At 67.7% G+C, this 18,423-nt stretch carries 12 protein-coding genes; 3 read left to right on the top strand and 9 right to left on the bottom strand.

Annotated features, from left to right (window positions below):
* Positions 1 to 9: 9 nt before the first annotated feature.
* From AB7E83_RS15645 to AB7E83_RS15635, 3 genes are all read right to left on the bottom strand, one after another.
* A complete protein-coding gene (locus AB7E83_RS15645) occupies positions 10 to 2,049 on the bottom strand; it encodes a hypothetical protein (protein ID WP_428571030.1) in 2,040 nt (679 codons plus the stop codon).
* A gap of 304 nt (positions 2,050 to 2,353) precedes the next feature.
* On the bottom strand, positions 2,354 to 2,812 hold the full coding sequence (locus AB7E83_RS15640) for a hypothetical protein (protein ID WP_428571028.1): 459 nt from the start codon (positions 2,810 to 2,812) through the stop codon (positions 2,354 to 2,356).
* 3 nt (positions 2,813 to 2,815) lie between these two features.
* A complete protein-coding gene (locus tag AB7E83_RS15635; protein ID WP_428571026.1) occupies positions 2,816 to 3,298 on the bottom strand; it encodes a hypothetical protein in 483 nt (160 codons plus the stop codon).
* A 180-nt stretch (positions 3,299 to 3,478) separates the two neighbouring features.
* On the opposite strand from AB7E83_RS15635, the gene AB7E83_RS15630 reads away from it, so the two are divergent.
* Positions 3,479 to 6,760 carry a response regulator gene (locus tag AB7E83_RS15630; RefSeq protein WP_428571025.1) on the top strand — a complete coding sequence of 1,094 codons (3,282 nt, stop codon included), beginning with the start codon at positions 3,479 to 3,481 and terminating at the stop codon, positions 6,758 to 6,760.
* A 96-nt stretch (positions 6,761 to 6,856) separates the two neighbouring features.
* Here AB7E83_RS15630 and AB7E83_RS15625 read toward each other — a convergent pair whose 3' ends face one another.
* From AB7E83_RS15625 to scpA, 5 genes are all read right to left on the bottom strand, one after another.
* Positions 6,857 to 7,339 (bottom strand): VOC family protein, encoded by a 483-nt coding sequence (locus tag AB7E83_RS15625; protein WP_428571023.1) that lies wholly within the window; start codon positions 7,337 to 7,339, stop codon positions 6,857 to 6,859.
* Complete coding sequence (accC, locus tag AB7E83_RS15620; RefSeq protein WP_428571021.1) at positions 7,336 to 9,387, bottom strand: acetyl-CoA carboxylase biotin carboxylase subunit; 2,052 nt, start codon at positions 9,385 to 9,387, stop codon at positions 7,336 to 7,338. The genes AB7E83_RS15625 and accC overlap by 4 nt, the downstream gene beginning before the upstream one ends.
* An 11-nt stretch (positions 9,388 to 9,398) precedes the next feature.
* Positions 9,399 to 10,931 carry an acyl-CoA carboxylase subunit beta gene (locus AB7E83_RS15615; protein WP_428571019.1) on the bottom strand — a complete coding sequence of 511 codons (1,533 nt, stop codon included), beginning with the start codon at positions 10,929 to 10,931 and terminating at the stop codon, positions 9,399 to 9,401.
* Positions 10,915 to 11,934, bottom strand: a complete 1,020-nt coding sequence (gene meaB / locus AB7E83_RS15610) for a methylmalonyl Co-A mutase-associated GTPase MeaB (protein ID WP_428571017.1) — start codon at positions 11,932 to 11,934, stop codon at positions 10,915 to 10,917. The genes AB7E83_RS15615 and meaB overlap by 17 nt, the downstream gene beginning before the upstream one ends.
* Before the next feature lie 66 nt (positions 11,935 to 12,000).
* The gene (scpA, locus tag AB7E83_RS15605; RefSeq protein WP_428571015.1) at positions 12,001 to 14,145 is read right to left on the bottom strand and encodes a methylmalonyl-CoA mutase; all 2,145 of its coding nucleotides are present in this window, start codon (positions 14,143 to 14,145) and stop codon (positions 12,001 to 12,003) included.
* Between the two features lie 81 nt (positions 14,146 to 14,226).
* Between scpA and AB7E83_RS15600 the strand changes: the two genes are divergently transcribed.
* Positions 14,227 to 14,868, top strand: coding sequence for a GntR family transcriptional regulator (locus AB7E83_RS15600; protein ID WP_428571013.1), 642 nt, complete (start codon positions 14,227 to 14,229; stop codon positions 14,866 to 14,868).
* Positions 14,869 to 15,589: 721 nt separating this feature from the next.
* The gene (locus AB7E83_RS15595; protein ID WP_428571011.1) at positions 15,590 to 17,692 is read left to right on the top strand and encodes a hypothetical protein; all 2,103 of its coding nucleotides are present in this window, start codon (positions 15,590 to 15,592) and stop codon (positions 17,690 to 17,692) included.
* 17 nt (positions 17,693 to 17,709) lie between these two features.
* Here AB7E83_RS15595 and AB7E83_RS15590 read toward each other — a convergent pair.
* A partial coding sequence (locus AB7E83_RS15590; protein ID WP_428571010.1) for an acyl-CoA dehydrogenase family protein occupies positions 17,710 to 18,423 on the bottom strand: 714 nt, incomplete at its 5' end.

Below are 18,423 nucleotides of genomic sequence, written 5' to 3'. Positions count from 1 at the left end.
CGTGCCGCCCTACAACTCGGCCGACGCGCTCCCAAAGAGGCCACGTTCGTACAGCTGCGTCTCGACACGGGCAAGTCGCTGCCGCAAGCCATGGAGCTCGTCACTTTCGGCAGCCGCTGGCGACGAAGCCTTTTCCAGCTCCGCAATCGCTCGCTCAGTCCTCTCCTTCTTGGCGACAAGATAGTGGTCCGATGTCCTGGGCTCGTCGACCGCATTCGCGTATTCGGCGAGAGCGTCTGCACATGCGTCACGGTCGCCGCGGGCGAAGGCGCTGGTTGCCATTTTCAGTGCCACCCCGGCCACATCGCGATCGCTCGGGCGCATGGCTTTCGCCTTCAAGTCGATCTCCATCTTCTGGACGACCGCGATGAATTTTTCGGCGGCGTTGCGCTGGTCCGCTTGCGCCTTCGCCGTCTCGGCCGCCGCCGCCTGCTCCTTTCGCTTCGCCTTCAGGTCGTCGACGAAGATGCCGCGCGGTCCGAGGAAGCCGCGCAGGAGGGCCCGCGCCGTGATCGCCCCCGAAATCATGTCCGGGGGCACGCCGTCCACCAGCCCGTAGCCCACGGTGCCCGCCTTCGCCATCACCAGCACCCGCCAGTCGAAGTGGGGGCCTGCGTTGTTGTTCCACTGCTTCCAGAAATCGGTGCGCAGCCCTTCGACGTTCTGCTCCATCTTCGCGACACCGCCGCCCGGCTTGAGCTCGAGCGGCTCGAGGAAAGCGACGGCTGTGACGAACCGCGCAAGCTGCGTAATGATGGCGCCCAACAGGGAAAGGATGGCGCCGTTCGTGAAGACCGTAATTTCGGCGCCGAGGCTCTCGGAGAAGGCCTCCTCGAAATTCGAATTCCCGTCCGTGAGGCTACTCAGATCGATCGACTGGGTCGCGCCCATCTGCGCCCTCAGCGCCTCCGACGCGAAGCTCAGCGCCACCCACATCGCGACGTTGACCACGACCTCGAACATCTTCATCGCGTTGCAGCATCGGGACCGGCGTTCGACGGCGCCATCTTCCCGCACCGGCAAGGCGGCCGTCGCCTTCTCTGCGAACTTGAGGGAAGGCAGCACCCCATCGGCCACCGCGCCTTGCTGGAGATCGCGGCCGAAAGCGGTGAGCACGAAGGTCGCTGCCCGCATCATGATGTTGAGAACAGCCCAGCCGTGCTCGTCGTCGACGCCCTTGACCAGGATCGGCGTGGCGATGGCGGTGAGGGTGGCGAAGGTGATCGCCCATGTGGCCGCCCTCAGCGCACGGGGATTGTCGAGGTAGGTCTCGAGCGCCCGCTTCACCGGCGTCCCGGTGCTCGCCTGGAGCACGCCGAGCGCGCCGATGGAGGACACAACGGCTGCGAAATTGCCCGCGCCATGGCTCGAACGGCTCGCCGCGGCCAACGCCCCCCGCCAGGCGCTCAGCACGACCGCCGAGGCGCTTCCCGCTGCCAGCTGCGATCCGCCCTGGAGCACGCCCGAGTTCAGGGAGACGACCATCGTGGCCTGGAGCTTCTTGACGAACGTGTCCATCGACTGCGGATCGCCACCGAAGTAGGTCATGTCGCCCGCGAACACATGACGGGCCGACTCCAGAAATTGTTCGACCTCGGCACGCGTGATGCCTCCCGGGTCCCCGTTGTGGTCCACCGAGGAGGTCAGGTCGGGAACGTCGCCGACGTCGATGACACGGGAGTCCACGGGTGCATGCTTTCTCTCCTCCGGCTGCTTGCTCTGCGGCGGCTGCTCGACCTCCAGGACGCTCTCGACGATGCGCAATGGCGGCGGCACCTTCGCCGAGAGTTGCGGAGGAGCCTGGACCTCGGCCGACAGGTCGGAGGAGGATTCGGACGCAAGGTGCGCCGGTCGGCGGGTCGCGGCATACAGCGTTTCGGGTTTCAGATACTCCTTCTCTTCCTCCTCCGGCTCTCCCGGAAGAGCGTCGTGGTTGGAGCGTTCGCCGCTGGCAGCGGAGAGTTCGGACACTTCGCGCATGGACACTTCGCGATGCGGAGGCGACAGCGGCGGCACGCGACCGAGTGCGCTCGTCACCTCGCTGGCCAACGTGGCGGCCTCACTGCCGTGCAACTCTCGACGCTTCGGCGAACCGGGCACGAAGCTCGACCCCTCGTCCCATGCCTGGTGGACATGCGAATCGACATCAGGTTGGCGGTGGGGGGTGTTGGGCCCTACGCGCGAGGTGTCGGGGCGCCAGCGCGGGCTCTGGAGCGGGGTGTGGATCGGCGTCTCCTGCCGACTGCCAGACCCGACATGGTGCCGACGAGGCGTGAACTCTTCACGCGCGGTGCGTGGAGGAGAGCGGGGGGTGAGCCTATCCATGACGCGAGCCTCTCGTGAAAATTCGTGATCAATCGGACGAACGCGTGGACCGCCCCGATGCCTCCGCATCGGCCGAACGCCCCGGCTTCAGCGACAGCGGCCAGAGGACGGTCAGCGGCCCCAGGGTCTTCAGTTTCTCGAGCAGCCGCCGGGGCCCTTCTTCGAGGGCGTACGGAAACTGCAGCGACAGCACGCCCGTGTCGGGATTGCGGCCGAAGCGCGCGCCGTCTTCGCCCATCAGCAGGTCGAAGTTGGCCTCGGCCAACCCGAGCATCGACTCGAGCTCATGTTCCGGCGGCGGCACGCCGAAATCGACGACGACCCAGGCGCGATCTTCCGCGCCGGGCAGAAGCAGCACCCGCGCCAAGGCGCCCTCGTAAGCGAGGTCGAAGGCGTGGACGCCGTCGATCGGCTGCATGTCCTGCGCGGGCTGCCGCAGGATGTCGCAGATCGCGCGATGAAAGTCGTGGAAAGCGGTCGCGTCCATCGCTCAGGCCCTCGCGAAATCGGCCGGCGGCCGCACGACCGCGGGGGCGGGCGGCGAAGCCGCGCCGGCCGTGTCGCCGAAGAGGCAATCGTCCCGCCACTCGAGCGCCTTCTCGGCCATCGAGCAGGCGAACCGGAAGACGTCGGGCACCGTCGTTTCGTGCAACGCGAACATGGCGTGCATGAGGACCTCGCCGCTTCCGGGCACGCGGCTGTAGCCGCCGCCTTCGTGGCCCGCCAGGCCGAAGTTCGCGGCCATGAGGATGCGCCATCCCTCGGCTTCGCACTCCGGCGGCATCGTCCCCAGCGTTGCCGTGGCGAAGACGATGCCGGGTCGGGCGTCGGACTCGCTAAAGCCGAGCGGCACGCCTTTCCAGTGGAGTGCGAAGCCCTGCGGTCCATGGGGTTCGCCCTGCAGTGGCGGCGGCTCGCAGCCGGCCAGTTCGCAGAGTCCGACGTGCAGTTCGTGAAGATTCGCGACCGACATGCGCTCCTTTCGCGCGGCACCCGATGCACCGCAATGGATGAATCGCACGTTAGAGCAGATCGCCGGAGCGCGGGGTCAGCCAATGGTCTTTGTCGCGCCCCGGGTTAACGCGCGGAGATTGCTCGCGCACGGCATGCACTCTGCTAGGCTTCGCCGAAGAAGTACGCAGGAGCGTTTCCGATGCATCCCCCCGCCGAAGTCCCGCGCGCACCCGAGAATTCCCGATGGCTGGCGCCTGCGCGCCGGCTCATGGACCGCCTGACCTATCCGAGGAAGTTCGTCCTCATCTTCATCCTGTTCGCCCTGCCCCTGGGCTTGAGTCTGTATCTGCTCGTCGGCGAGTTCGACAGCTCCATCCGCTTCGCGCGCAAGGAGATCGCGGGCGCGCAGTTCCTGCGGCCCCTGCGTGCGATGCAGGAGGAGGTGGCGAAGAGCCGGCTTGCCGCAGCGGCGGTGGCGAGCGGCCAGTCGGACCAGCGGCCCGAACTGGTGCGCGTGCAGGCCGCGATGAAGACCGCGCTGCGCAACCTCGAACGGGCCGACGCCGAGTTCGGCGCCGAGCTGCAAACGACGCTGAAGCTTGCCGTGCTGAAGGAGAACGCGGCCTATCTCTCCAGCCGCGCGCTTGCGATCCCGCCGGTGGACACGAGCCAGCTGCACGCCAAGCTGCAGGACGACGTGGTGGCCCTCATGGCGCACGTGGGCGACGAGTCCAACCTCATTCTCGACCCCGATCTCGATAGCTACTACCTGATGGAGGCGGTGCTGCTCAAGCTGCCCGATACGGCCAACCTGCTGCTGCAGGCGCGGCTGCTCGCGCAGGGTACGGGCGGATCGAGCGTGACCGGCATGGACCGGCAGAACGCGGACCTGATCCGCCTGAGCGGCCTGATCGAGTCGAACCTCGCGCGCACGCGCTACGGCGCCGAGACGGCGTTCCGCAACGAGAAGACGGGGCAGCTGAAGCTGCGCATGGCCGACCCGGTGGAGGCGTACGGCCAGGCCGTGAAGGATGCGGTTGCGGCCATGCGCAATCTCACCGCTGCGACCGCGACGCCCGCCGCCCTGACCGCGGCCGGCGAGCTGCTCGCCCGGGCGCAGGCCGCCAACTTCGCGCTGGGCGAGCGCGAGTCGGCCGAACTCGAAGGCTTGCTCGTTGCGCGCATCCAGGGCTTCCAGCAGCGCTCGCTCGCGATCATGGCGTTCGTGGCCGTGGTGCTGCTCGCCGTGCTCTATCTTCTCTTCGCGTTCTACGCGGGCGTGATGCGCACCGTGGGTGGACTGCGCGAAGCGTCCGAGCGCATGCTCAATCGGCGCGAAGCCCACGCCGCCGTCGAACTCGACACCGCCGACGAGCTCGGCGAGGTGGTGCAGGCCTTCAACCGCGTGGCCGACCGCCTGCGCGAGGAGAAGACGCAGGCCGAGACCGAGAGCGCGCGGGCGCGCCAGGCCGAGGAGGAAGTCCGCGCCCGCGAATCCGAACTCGTGCGCGCACGCGAAGCGGCCGAGGAAGCCGCGAAGGCCAAGGCGGCCTTCCTCGCCACCATGAGCCACGAGATCCGCACGCCGCTCAACGGCGTCGTCGGCATGAGCGCCCTGCTCGCCGAGACGTCGCTCGACGCGGAGCAGCGCGACTTCCTGCAGACGATCCGCCTGTCGAGCGACCAGTTGCTCGCGGTCATCAACGACATCCTGGACTTCTCCAAGATCGAGTCGGGCAAGTTCGACCTGGAGCAGGAGCCGGTGAGCGTGCGAAACGTGCTCGAAGAGGCGTGCGACATCGCCGCGCCGCGGGCGCGCGAGAAAGGCATCGAGCTCATCGTCGACGTGCCGGAGCCGACGGCGGGCGGCCCGCCCGCGGCGATCCTGGGCGACTCGACGCGGCTGCGGCAGATCCTCATCAACCTGGTGAACAACGCGGTGAAGTTCACCGAGCGCGGCGAAGTGTCCGTGCATGCGCACCTGGCCGAAGCGCCGGACGAGCGCGGCGTCGCGCTGCTCGAATTCAGCGTGCGCGACACCGGCATCGGCATTCCGCCCGACCGCGTCGGCGCGCTCTTCGAAGCCTTCACGCAGGTCGATGCGTCTACAACCCGCAAGTACGGCGGCACGGGCCTGGGCCTCGCCATCTGCAAGCGGCTGGTGGAGATGATGGGCGGGACGGTGCGTGTCGAAAGCGAACTCGGTCGAGGCTCCACGTTCAGGTTCACCGTGCGCGCCCCGATCTCCGAGCTGCCGCCCACGACCGCGCGGCTCGACGCCGCCGCACTGCAAGGCAAGCGCGTGCTGATCGTCGACGACCATCCGATCAACGTGCGCGTGCTCACCCGCCAGTTGCGCCAGTGGGGCATGCTGGTCGACGCCGCGAACTCAGGCGCCGAGGCGCTGGAGCTGCTGGAGCGGTCGGCGCCGCCCGAGCTCGTGATCAGCGACATGCACATGCCGGGCATGGACGGCGTCGAGCTTGCGCACGCGATCCGCGAGCGCCCGCAGACGCAGCGGCTGCCCTTGATGCTCCTCAGCTCCGGCTTCATGCCGGGGGGCACCGGCAACACGGCGCTCTTCGACGTGCGCCTGCTCAAGCCCGTGCGGCAGGCGCAGTTGTTCGACGCGATCTCGCGCACGCTCGCGCCGGGCGCGCTGTCGCAACCGAAGCCCGTGGAACGGGAAGAGACGCGCAAGAACGTCACGGTGCTCGTCGCCGACGACAACGCCATCAACCTCAAGGTGGCGTGCAGCATGCTCGCGCGCCTGGGCTACGATGCCGTCACCGCGGGCGACGGGCAGGAGGCGGTGGAAGCGCTGGCCGCCGCGCACGCGCAGGGACGAAATTTCGGCGCGATCCTCATGGACCTGCACATGCCGCGCATGGACGGCCTGGAGGCGACGCGCGCGGTGCGCGAGAAGTTCGGCAAGGACGCGCCGCCCATCGTCGCCCTCACCGCCGACGCGTCGAGCGACGACCGCGACCGCTGCCTCGCGGCCGGCATGGACGACTACCTCACCAAGCCGCTGCAGGCCGGCGCGCTCGCGCAGGCGATGGAACGCTGGGCGACTCGCAAGCAGACGGCCAGCGTTTCGCCATCGGCCGCGCAGGCTGCATCGGACGTAATGGACTGGAGCCGGCTCGACAGTTTTCGCGAGTTCGATCCCGAGTTGACGACGACGCGCGAAGTGGTGAACCTATTCCTGCAGGACGCGCCGCGCCGGCTCACCGCCATCGCGCGCGAGCATGGCGCGGGCAATGTCGCCGCGCTGGCGACGGCCGCGCATGCGCTGCGCGGGTCTGCGAGCAATCTCGGCGCGGCGACGGTGGCCGACCTGTGCGCCGGCATCGAGGCGGAATGCGCGCAGGGCCACATGCCTGCGGACATCGAGCGAAGGCTCGACCGGCTGCGCAGCGCGTGGCGCGCGACCGAGCGGGAGCTTCAGGGGTGGGCGGCGCGGGCGGGGTCGGGCTGAGGCAAGTCCATCTCGATGCTCCACCCGTGGCTTCACCGCAAGCCAAGCTCGTCTCGGCGCTGAAGCCAAGCTCGGCGCTCGCGACCCGCCTGAACCTCAGCCCGGCTGCCGCCCCAGCGCCGCGAACGCGTTGACGACCTCGGCCGGCGCCTGCACCAGCTCGATCAGCACGCCCTCGCCGCCGATGGGCAGTTCGTCGCTGCCCTTGGGATGGACGAAGCAGATGTCGAAACCCGCAGCACCCTTTCGGATGCCGCCCGGCGCGAAGCGCACGCCCTGCGCGCCAAGCCACTCCACCGCTTTCGGCAGATCGTCGATCCACAGGCCGACGTGATTGAGCGGCGTGGCATGCACAGCCGGTTTCTTCTCGGGGTCGAGCGGCTGCATCAGGTCGACCTCGACCTTGAACGGGCCGACGCCGATGGCGCAGATGTCCTCGTCGACGTTCTCGCGTTCGCTGCGGAACGTGCCCGTGACTTCGAGGCCGAACATGTCGACCCAGAGCTTCGACAGGCGTTTCTTGTCGGGGCCGCCGATGGCGATCTGCTGGATGCCGAGAACCTTGAAGGGGCGATTCACTTTTCGAACTCCACGATGGGTTGATCCACGGCGAGCGACTCGCCCTTGTTCGCGAGCACCTTGCCCACCACGCCGTCGGCGGAGGCGAACAGCACGTTCTCCATCTTCATCGCCTCGATGACGGCGATGCGCTCGCCGGCCTGCACCTTCTGGCCCGGCTGCACCGCCACGTCGACCAGCAAGCCCGGCATGGGCGACAGCAGGAAGCGGCTCATGTCCGGCGGCGCCTTGTACGGCATGAGCGCGTGCAGTTCCGCATGGCGCGGCGTGAGCACCATGGCGTCGATGCGCGTGCCGTTGTGCGAAATGCCGACGGCCAGCGGATTCTTGCCGGGGCCGCGCTCCACCAGCGCCGTGAACGCCTTGCCGTTGACGGTGCCGCGGATGCGTGCGCCGCCCAGGTGCCAGTTGCTCGCGATCTCGTAGGTCTTGCCGGCGACTTCGACCGCGCTCGTGCCGCTGCGGGCGTCGATGTCGCGCAGCTTCGCCGGCAGGCGAGTGTTCGCCCCGCCCTCGCCAAGTCGCACGACGACGAAATCGCTGCCCACCTTGTATTCGTGCCCGCGCAGCTGGCCGGTGATGCCGGCCGATCGCACGACGGCGCGACGGTGCATGTACGCGGCGAGCGCGACGAGAAAATCCGGGTCCTCGTGCTGCACGTCCTCGGCGCGGAAACCCTGGCCGTAGTTCTCGGCGATGAAGCCGGTGTTGAAGTCGCCCGCGACGAACTTCGGATGCGCGAGCAGCGCGGCCTGGAAGGGAATGTTGCTGGAGATGCCGCGGATGACGAAACCGTTGAGCGCCTCGCGCATCTTCGCGATGGCGTCGTTGCGGTCGGTGCCATGCACGATGAGCTTGGCGATCATCGAGTCGTAGAACATCGGGATCTCGCCGCCCTCCTGCACGCCCGTGTCGACGCGCACGCCTTGCAGGTGCTCGGTGTCGGACGCCCACATCGACTCCTTCGGCGCCTGGAAGCGCACGAGGCGGCCGGTCGAGGGCAAGAAATTGCGGAAGGGGTCCTCGGCGTTGATGCGGCACTCGATCGCCCAGCCATTTCGCTTCACGTCCGCCTGCTTCAGCGGCAGCTTCTCGCCGGCCGCCACGCGGATCATCAGCTCGACGAGGTCAACGCCGGTGATGCACTCCGTGACCGGATGCTCCACCTGCAGCCGCGTGTTCATCTCGAGGAAGTAGAAGCTCTGGTCCTTGCCGACCACGAACTCCACCGTGCCCGCGCTCTGGTACTTCACCGCCTTGGCGAGCGCCACGGCCTGCTCGCCCATCGCCTTGCGCGTCGCCTCGCTGATGAAGGGCGACGGCGCTTCCTCGATCACCTTCTGGTGGCGGCGCTGGATCGAGCATTCGCGCTCGTTGAGGTAGATCACGTTGCCGTGCGAATCGCCGAGCACCTGGATCTCGATGTGCCGCGGCTCCTCGACGAACTTCTCGATGAAGACGCGGTCGTCGCCGAAGCTGTTGCGCGCCTCGTTGCGGCAGGAGGTGAAGCCTTCGAGCGCTTCCTTGTCGTTGAAGGCCACGCGCAAGCCCTTGCCGCCGCCGCCGGCCGAGGCCTTGATCATCACCGGGTAGCCGATGTCCTTCGCGATGCTCACGGCCTGCTCGGCCGTCTCGATGGCGTCGTTGTAGCCGGGGATCGTGTTGACCTTCGCCTCGTTCGCGAGCTTCTTCGAGGCGATCTTGTCGCCCATGGCCGCGATGGAATAGTGCTTGGGTCCGATGAAGACGATGCCCTCTTCCTCGACGCGCTTGGCGAACGCTTCGTTCTCCGACAGGAAGCCGTAGCCGGGATGCACCGCCTGCGCGCCGGTCTGCTTGCACGCCGCGATGATCTTGTCGGCGACGAGGTAGCTCTCGCGGCTGGGCGCGGGGCCGATGAACACGGCTTCGTCGGCCAGGTCGACGTGCCGCGCATCGCGGTCGGCGTCCGAATACACGGCGACGGTCTTGATGCCCATCTTGCGGGCCGTCTTGATGACGCGGCAGGCGATCTCGCCGCGGTTGGCAATGAGGATCTTGTCGAACATGATGGGTCCTCTTACAGCGGAATGTTGCCGTGCTTGCGCCACGGGTTTTCCAGTTTCTTGTCGCGCAGCATCACGAGCGAGCGGCAGATGCGCTTGCGCGTCTCGTGCGGCAGGATCACGTCGTCGATGAAGCCGCGCGCACCCGCGATGAAGGGGTTGGCGAAACGCGACTTGTATTCGGCTTCGCGCGCCGCGAGCTTCGCGGCGTCGCCCTTGTCCTCGCGGAAGATGATCTCCACCGCGCCTTTCGCGCCCATCACCGCGATCTCGGCATGGGGCCAGGCGAAATTGACGTCGCCGCGAAGATGCTTGGAGCTCATCACGTCGTACGCGCCGCCGTAGGCCTTGCGCGTGATGACGGTGATCTTGGGCACGGTGCATTCCGCGTAGGCATACAGCAGCTTCGCGCCGTGCTTGATGATGCCGCCGTACTCCTGGCTCGTGCCGGGCATGAAGCCGGGCACGTCGACGAAGGTGATCACGGGGATGTTGAACGCGTCGCAGAAGCGCACGAAGCGCGCGGCCTTGATCGAGCTCTTGATGTCGAGGCAGCCCGCGAGCACCAGCGGCTGGTTGGCGACGATGCCCACCGTCTGCCCCTCCATGCGCGCGAAGCCGATGAGGATGTTCTTCGCGTACTCGGGCTGCAGCTCGAAGAAGTCGCCGTCGTCCACCGTCTTGGCGATCAGCTCCTTCATGTCGTAGGGCTTGTTCGGGTTCTCGGGCACGAGCGTGTCGAGCGAGGCGTCCATGCGGTCGGCCGGGTCGTTGCTGGGGCGCACCGGCGGCTTCTCGCGATTGTTGAGCGGCAGGTAGCTGTAGAAGCGGCGCAGCATGAGCATCGCCTCGACGTCGTTCTCGAACGCGAGGTCGGCGACGCCGCTGCGCGTGTTGTGCGTCGTGGCGCCGCCCAGCTCCTCGGCCGTCACTTCCTCGTGCGTCACGGTCTTCACCACGTCGGGGCCGGTGACGAACATGTACGAGCTGTCCTTCACCATGAAGATGAAGTCGGTCATGGCCGGGGAGTACACCGCGCCGCCCGCGCACGGGCCCATCACCATGCTGATCTGCGGCACCACGCCCGAGGCCATGACGTTGCGCTGGAACACGTCGGCATAGCCGCCGAGCGAGGCTACGCCCTCCTGGATGCGCGCGCCGCCGGAGTCGTTGAGGCCGATCACGGGCACGCCGACCTTCATGGCCTGGTCCATCACCTTGCAGATCTTCTCGGCATGCGCTTCGGAGAGCGCGCCGCCGAAGACGGTGAAGTCCTGGCTGAAGACGAAGGCCATGCGGCCGTTGATCATGCCGTAGCCGGTGACCACGCCGTCGCCCGGGACCTTGTTGTCGGCCATGCCGAAGTCGGTGCAGCGGTGCTCGACGAACATGTCCCACTCTTCGAACGTGCCCTCGTCGAGCAGCAGTTCGAGCCGCTCGCGCGCGGTGAGCTTGCCTTTCTTGTGCTGGGCGTCGATGCGCTTCTGCCCGCCGCCCAGCCGCGCCGCGGCGCGCTTCTTCTCGAGTTGTTCAAGGATGTCCTGCATGTCCTTCTCCGTTGTTCGCTCCGTTGTTCATTGCGGCGAGCAGTTGCCTCGCCGCGGTGGACGCGGCGAGCGCGCCCTGTTCGACTTGCGCGGTGAGTTGCGGCAGCAGCCGCTTCACTTCCTCGTGTTGATGGAATTGCTGCTTCAGCCCGGACTCGATGCGCTCCCACATCCAGGCGAGCGACTGGTGCCGGCGTCGCGCCTCCAACTGCGCGGATGCATTCTGCGCCGTTTCGAATTCCTTCACGGTCTGCCAGAAGGCCTCGATGCCCTGCGACTTCAAGGCGCTCAGCTGCATCACCTTCGGATGCCAGCCGCGGTCGCGCCCCTGCTGCGTCAGGATGCGCAGCGCACTCGTGATCTGCGCCTGCGCCCGCGTCGCCGCATCCGCATCGATGTCGGCCTTGTTGATGACGACGAGGTCGGCGACTTCCATCACGCCCTTCTTGATCGCCTGCAGGTCGTCGCCCGCATTGGGCAACTGCATCAGCACGAACATGTCCGTCATGCCGGCGACCGCGATCTCGCTCTGCCCCACGCCCACGGTCTCGACGATCACGATGTCGTAGCCCGCGGCCTCGCACACGAGCATGGCCTCGCGCGTCTTCGCGGCCACGCCGCCCAAGGTGCCGCTCGACGGGCTCGGCCGGATGTAGGCGCGCTCGTCGACCGAGAGCCGCTCCATGCGTGTCTTGTCGCCGAGGATCGAGCCGCCCGACACAGAGGACGACGGGTCGACCGCGAGCACCGCGACGCGGTGACCCTTCTCGATGAGATACAGGCCCAGCGCCTCGATGAACGTGCTCTTGCCCACGCCCGGCACGCCGCTGATGCCGAGGCGGAAAGCGCGTCCCGTATGCGGCAGCAAGGCAGTCAGCAACTCGTCGGCCCGCGCGCGATGGTCGGCGCGCGTCGACTCGAGCAGCGTGATGGCCTTCGCGATGGCGCGGCGCTGCGCCGGTCCGGGAGCGCCGGCGATCGCGCCGAAGTTTGCTTCGCTCACCGCGAGCCTACGAAGTCGAACGCCCGCCGCGTCGATGGACGCCCGGCACATCGAGCCCCGCGCAGTTCACGCCGAGACCGCCTTGCGGATCTGCTCCAGCACGTCCTTGGCGCTGGCCGGGATCGGCGTGCCGGGACCGTAGATGCCCTTCACGCCCGCCTGGTAGAGAAAATCGTAATCCTGCTGCGGGACGACGCCCCCGACGAACACGACGATGTCATCCGCGCCCTGCTTCTTCAGTTCCTCGATGATCGCCGGCACCAGCGTCTTGTGGCCCGCGGCCAGCGTGCTCACGCCCACCGCATGCACATCGTTCTCGATGGCCTGCCGCGCGCATTCTTCCGGCGTCTGGAAGAGCGGCCCCATGTCGACGTCGAAGCCGAGATCGGCATAGGCCGTGGCGACGACCTTCGCGCCGCGGTCGTGCCCGTCCTGCCCGAGCTTCGCGACCATCACGCGCGGGCGACGACCCTGCGCTTCGGCGAACTCCGCGATTTCCTTCTGGAGCTTTTCCCAGCCCTCGGCCGAGTCGTAGGCAGCTGCATACACACCGGTCACCTTTTGCGTATCGGCGCGATGGCGCCCGAAGACTTCCTCCAATGCGTCGCTCACCTCTCCCACGGTGGCGCGCAGGCGCATCGCATCGACGGTGAGCGCGAGCAGGTTGCCCGTGCCGCTCTTCGCCGCCGCGGTCAGCGCTTCGAGCGCCGCCTGCACCTTCGCGCCGTCGCGCGTGGAACGGATCTTCTGCAGCCGCGCGATCTGCTGGTCGCGCACTTTCACGTTGTCGACCTCGAGGATCTCGAGCTTGTCTTCCTTCGCGAGCTTGTACTTGTTGACGCCGACGATCACGTCCTTGCCCGAGTCGATGCGCGCCTGCTTCTCCGCGGCCGCCGCCTCGATCTTGAGCTTGGCCCAGCCGGAGTCGACCGCGCGCGTCATGCCGCCGAGCGCATCGACTTCCTCGACGATCTTCCACGCGGCATCCGCCATGTCCTGCGTCAGCTTCTCCATCATGTAGCTGCCGGCCCAGGGGTCGATGACGTTCGTGATGTGCGTCTCTTCCTGGATGATGAGCTGCGTGTTGCGCGCGATGCGCGCGGAGAACTCGGTGGGCAGCGCGATCGCCTCGTCGAAACTGTTGGTGTGCAGGGACTGCGTGCCGCCGAACACCGCGGCCATGGCTTCGATGGTGGTGCGCACGACGTTGTTGTACGGGTCCTGCTCGGTGAGCGACCAGCCCGAGGTCTGGCAGTGCGTGCGCAGCATCAGGCTCTTGGGGTTCTTCGCCTCGAAGCCGCTCATGATGCGATGCCACAGCACCCTCGCCGCGCGCATCTTCGCGATCTCCAGATAGAAATTCATCCCGATCGCCCAGAAGAACGACAGGCGACCCGCGAACTCGTCGACGTCGAGCCCCTTGGCCAGCGCGGTCTTCACGTACTCCTTGCCGTCGGCCAGCGTGAACGCGAGTTCGAGCGCCTGGTTCGCGCCCGCTTCCTGCATGTGATAGCCGGAAATCGAGATCGAGTTGAACTTCGGCATGTTGCGCGCCGTGTACTCGATGATGTCGCCCACGATCCGCATGCTGGGCTCGGGCGGGTAGATGTACGTGTTGCGGACCATGAACTCCTTGAGGATGTCGTTCTGGATGGTCCCCGAGAGCTTGTCCTGCGGCACGCCCTGCTCTTCGGCCGCGACGATGTAGCCGGCGAGCACGGGCAGCACCGCGCCGTTCATGGTCATGGACACGCTCACCTTGTCGAGCGGAATGCCGTCGAAGAGGATCTTCATGTCCTCCACCGAGTCGATGGCCACGCCGGCCTTGCCGACGTCCCCCACCACGCGCGGATGGTCGCTGTCGTAGCCGCGGTGCGTGGCGAGGTCGAACGCGACCGAAACGCCCTGCCCGCCGCCCGCGAGCCCCTTGCGATAGAACGCGTTCGACTCCTCCGCCGTGGAGAAGCCCGCGTACTGGCGGATCGTCCACGGGCGCGCCGCGTACATGGTGGCCTGCGGGCCGCGCAGGTAGGGCGCGAAGCCGGGCAGGGAGTGGTGGTGCTCCAGGCCCTTCAGGTCGTCCGCCGTGTAGAGCGGCTTGACGACGATGCCGTCCGGCGTGGTCCAGTTCAGGGCCGACACGTCGCCGCCGGGGGCGGATTTGGCGGCGGCTTTCGCCCAGTCTTGCGGGCTTGCGGGCTTCTCGCTCATGGTTTGTCCTCGGTGTGCCGGCGAGTTTATCTCATTCATAATTATTGATAAACAATTTCTGACCTCGTAGAATTCGAAACGATGTCCGCCGTATCCCTTGCTCCGCGCGCCCTCTACGAAGAGGTGGCGGAGCTCGTGCGCGAGCGCATCTACAAGGGCCAGCTCGAGCCCGGCAGCTGGATCGACGAGGTGAAGCTCGCGCAGGAATACGGCATCAGCCGCACGCCCTTGCGCGAGGCCCTCAAGGTGCTGGCCGCCGAGGGGCTGGTGACGATGAAGGTGCGGCGCGGCGCGTACGTGACCCAGGTGTCCGAACGCGACCTTGCGGAGGTCTACCACCTGCTGTCGGTGCTCGAGAGCGATGCGGCGAGCGACGTCGCGCGGGCCGCGACGGCCGCGGAGGTCGCCGAGCTCAAGACGCTGCACGCCCAGCTCGAAGCGTCGGTGAAGAACCACGTGAAATTCTTCGCGCTGAACGAGCGCTTCCACATGCGCATCCTCGAAATCGCCGACAACCGCTGGCGCAACCAGCTCGTGGCCGACCTGCGCAAGGTGATGAAGCTCAATCGCCACCACTCCTTGCTGAAGTCCGGGCGGGTGGAGGAGGCGCTGGCCGAGCATCGAGGCATCGTCGAGGCGATCGAGAAGCGCAACCCCGCCGCGGCGGCGAAGCGCACGCAGGCGCATTTCGCGAGCGGGCTGGAGGCCGCGCACGGGGGGTGACCTCCGTATAGTCGACAGCTCCACCGCGTCTGCATGACGATGGGCGTTCCTTTTGAGGATGCTCATGACGACCGTGCGAGTGGACGACAGGAATCTCCGGGCCGACCTGCGGGCCGAGGTGCAGCCATGAACCCGGTCGTGCATGGCACCGGACAGACCTGGCCGTCCAGCGGCTCCGGGACGACGACGAGTCCGAACCAGACGGTCGATCCCGCCGTTGCGCAGACGTTCAGCTCGCTCGTGTACGGCCCGTCCATGCTCGAGGCCAACATGGTCGGCGAAGCGCCGGATCCGGAGCAGGAAGACACGTCTACACCCACCTCCACCCCCACGGGCAGCGACACCCCTGTCGACGATGGGACCGGTTCCGGTGACAGCATCACCGAGCCGCCGGCGCCTTCCCCGGCGCCCCCAGGTCCCTCGCCTGCGCCAGAACCACCTGCGCCAACGTCGGCTCCGCCTGCGCCCACGACTGCGCCCGAGCCACCCGCGCCGACTCCCGCGCCGCCGCCAGGCCCGTCGCCCGCTCCGCCGCCCGATCCGACGCCGGCGCCGCCACCCCCCCACGACCGCGCCGCCCCCGGGGCCGACTCCCGCACCGCCTGCGCCGACCCCTGCCCCCGCGCCTGTTCAACTCTCCGCGACCTGGCCGTGGCCCAGCAGCGGCGCCGACGATCCGTCCGCCGCGACGCTCAATCAGGTCTACCGCGGCCTCGAACACTTGCTGAGCGGCGAGTTCGCGCCCACGAGCAACGACCTGACTCGCGCGCTCCCCCTCCTCGATCCGTCGGCGACGGTGCGTCCGCAGCACGTGATCGCGCAACTCACCTTCATGATCCGCGACGACGACCTGGGTCCGCGTGCCCTGGGCCTGATCCGCGACCTCACGGACAGCCAGCGGCAGGATGCCGAATGGATGTCGAATGCCGAGGACGTGCTGCTGGGTTCGCTCACGCAGTTGCTCTGGGATGCGCCTTCCGGCTCGCCGCCGCCGATTCAGAACCTGATGGCGATGCTCGGCCGCGTGCAGAACTCCGACCTCGGCTGGGCGCTCGACATCGACGACGTCGCCGCGCAGCTGCACCGCATTCAGCAAACCGACCCTCAACTCGAAGTGCGCGCACGCGACATGCTCGTGCTGCTCGGGGAAGATCCGGATCCGGGTCTGCCTCACGTGCCGTGGCCGCCGGTGTCCGAGGGCACGACCCCGACCCAGGCGACGCTCGACCGCATGCTCGACGCGCTCGCGCAACTGCTGTGGGAGTCACCGCCCGGATCCTCGCCGCAGGTGCAGGACGTGATCGCGCTCACCTCGATGGTCGAGGGCGGCAACACGCTGCGGCAACGCGACGTCGTCGCGCTCCTCGGCCGCATCAACGCCAGCGGCGACGAACTCGGACCGACGGCGACCGACCTGATGCTGGTGATGGTGGAAAACCAGGCCGCCGACCCGGCATGGTCACGGCAGGCGCACCGCCTGCTGCGGGACGAACTGAAGGAATTGATCGCCGCCACGCCGCACGGCGAAAAGCCCAGCATGCAGGACGTGCTCGCCAAGCTCGGCGCGCTCAACGACACCGCCGGCGGCTGGGCCCTGCGCCTGCAGGATGTTCGCGAGGCGCTCGACCGCATTCAGGCGACCGATCCGCTGCTCGCGCCGCGTGCGCGTGATTTCGAGGTCATGCTGGCCGCGTTGAGCGTCGAGAACGATCGAAAGCCTGTCATCTCCGACGTCGTGACGACCTCGGCCGAAGACATGGCGAAGCTGCGGGCCGCGAATGCGGCGGGGGCGCGCCCGCTCGATCCGAGCGACCTGCTCCAGCTCATCTCCGACAATCGCCAGAGCGCGAGGCCGCTATCGATGAGTCAATTGTCGGCGCTGCTCTCCGCCAACCCTGCGGTCACGCCCGCGCCGACGATGCCGACCGCTGCCGACGGCGCCTTCGCCAACGCGGTCGTCGACCTCCTGAAGGCGACGCCCAGCGGCAGCGTGCCTTCGCTCGCGACACTCGATCAATGGCTTGCGGAGGGCCTGGAGAGGCCCGAGAAGCCCATCGATGTCGTCGCGCTGCTCGATCGCATCGCCGGCGCGGACGCCTCCCTGGCGCAGCGCGCACGCGACCTGATGACCGCCTATGCCGACCGCACGCGGTCGACGAACGACGAGTGGATGGAAAACGCGCTTGACGCCCTCGAACGGAGCCTGCACGGCATGGCCGGCGGGAATCCGGCCACCTGGCAACCGAACCCCGCCGACCTCAACGGTTTGCTGGCGAATGCCCAGCGGACCGAAGGCGGCTGGGCGCTGCGCATGTCCGACGTGATGTCGATCGTCAGCCGCCTGCCCTCCGAGGCGCTGATCATGCAGCGCGCCGAAGTGCTGCGCTCTCAACTCGCGGGCATCACGTCCACGGCGCCGGTCGTCACCCTTGCCGATGCCGCGCACCTGCTGCGCGCGAACGCGAGCCACCGCATGCCGCTGTCGAACGAAGACCTGACGGAGCTGCTGAAGGACAACCGCGCGAGCGCGACGCCGCACACGGTGACCGAGCTTTCCGCCGCACTTCGCGGCAACAGCGCGAACGACTCCTCCGCCCGCGCGAAGGATCTCGAGCTCGTGACCGACGCCAAGCTCGACACCCTGCCCGAAGACGAGAAGCGCGCGATGATGGACCGCCTGTGGACGAAGGACGGCGTCTTCGACGAGGAAGGCTACCGCGCCGATGCGCAGGCCCGCGTCGCCATCCGCGACGGCATCGTGCAGGGCATCATCATGGACGGCATCGAGCGCCTCTATAAGAAGGGCGCGCCCGAGATGTATTGAACCCGGGCGGACCCGCCTCAGAACGCCGCGATCCCCGTCTGCGCCCGCCCCAGGATCAGCGCATGGATGTCGTGCGTGCCCTCGTAGGTGTTCACCACTTCCAGGTTCACGAGGTGCCGCGCGACGCCGAATTCGTCGCTGATGCCGTTGCCGCCCATCATGTCGCGCGCCACCCGCGCGATGTCGAGCGCCTTGCCGCACGAGTTGCGCTTCATGATCGAGGTGATCTCCACCGAGGCCGTGCCCTCGTCCTTCATGCGGCCCAGGCGCAGGCAGCCTTGCAGCCCCAGCGTGATCTCGGTCTGCATGTCGGCCAGCTTCTTCTGGATCAGCTGGTTGGCCGCCAGCGGCTTGCCGAACTGCTTGCGGTCCAGCACGTACTGGCGTGAGCGGTGCCAGCAGTCTTCGGCGGCGCCCAGTGCGCCCCAGGCGATGCCGTACCGAGCGGAATTCAGGCACGTGAACGGCCCCTTGAGTCCGCGCACGTCGGGGAAGGCGTTCTCCTCGGGACAGAACACGTCGTCCATCACGATCTCGCCGGTGACGGAAGCGCGCAGGCCGACCTTGCCTTCGATCTTCGGCGCGCTCAAGCCCTTCCAGCCCTTCTCCAGCACGAAGCCGCGGATCGCGCCCTCGTCGTCCTTCGCCCACACGACGAAGACGTCGGCAATGGGTGAATTGGTGATCCACATCTTGCTGCCGGTCAGCTTGTAGCCACCCTCGGCCTTGCG

This window comes from Ramlibacter sp. (assembly GCF_050250995.1).
In the GTDB taxonomy this organism is placed as follows: domain Bacteria; phylum Pseudomonadota; class Gammaproteobacteria; order Burkholderiales; family Burkholderiaceae_C; genus Ramlibacter.
The sequence above is the reverse complement of the archived record's forward strand: the minus strand, read 5'-3'. Positions and strand labels throughout refer to the sequence as shown.

What these genes read in the sequence shown, in the direction of transcription:
- AB7E83_RS15640 (WP_428571028.1), bottom strand. Translation starts at nt 2,812, where the DNA reads ATGGACGCGACCGCTTTCCACGACTTTCATCGCGCGATCTGCGACATC.
- AB7E83_RS15635 (WP_428571026.1), bottom strand. Translation starts at nt 3,298, where the DNA reads ATGTCGGTCGCGAATCTTCACGAACTGCACGTCGGACTCTGCGAACTG.
- AB7E83_RS15630 (WP_428571025.1), top strand. Translation starts at nt 3,479, where the DNA reads ATGCATCCCCCCGCCGAAGTCCCGCGCGCACCCGAGAATTCCCGATGG.
- accC (WP_428571021.1), bottom strand. Translation starts at nt 9,387, where the DNA reads ATGTTCGACAAGATCCTCATTGCCAACCGCGGCGAGATCGCCTGCCGC.
- AB7E83_RS15615 (WP_428571019.1), bottom strand. Translation starts at nt 10,931, where the DNA reads ATGCAGGACATCCTTGAACAACTCGAGAAGAAGCGCGCCGCGGCGCGG.
- scpA (WP_428571015.1), bottom strand. Translation starts at nt 14,145, where the DNA reads ATGAGCGAGAAGCCCGCAAGCCCGCAAGACTGGGCGAAAGCCGCCGCC.
- AB7E83_RS15600 (WP_428571013.1), top strand. Translation starts at nt 14,227, where the DNA reads ATGTCCGCCGTATCCCTTGCTCCGCGCGCCCTCTACGAAGAGGTGGCG.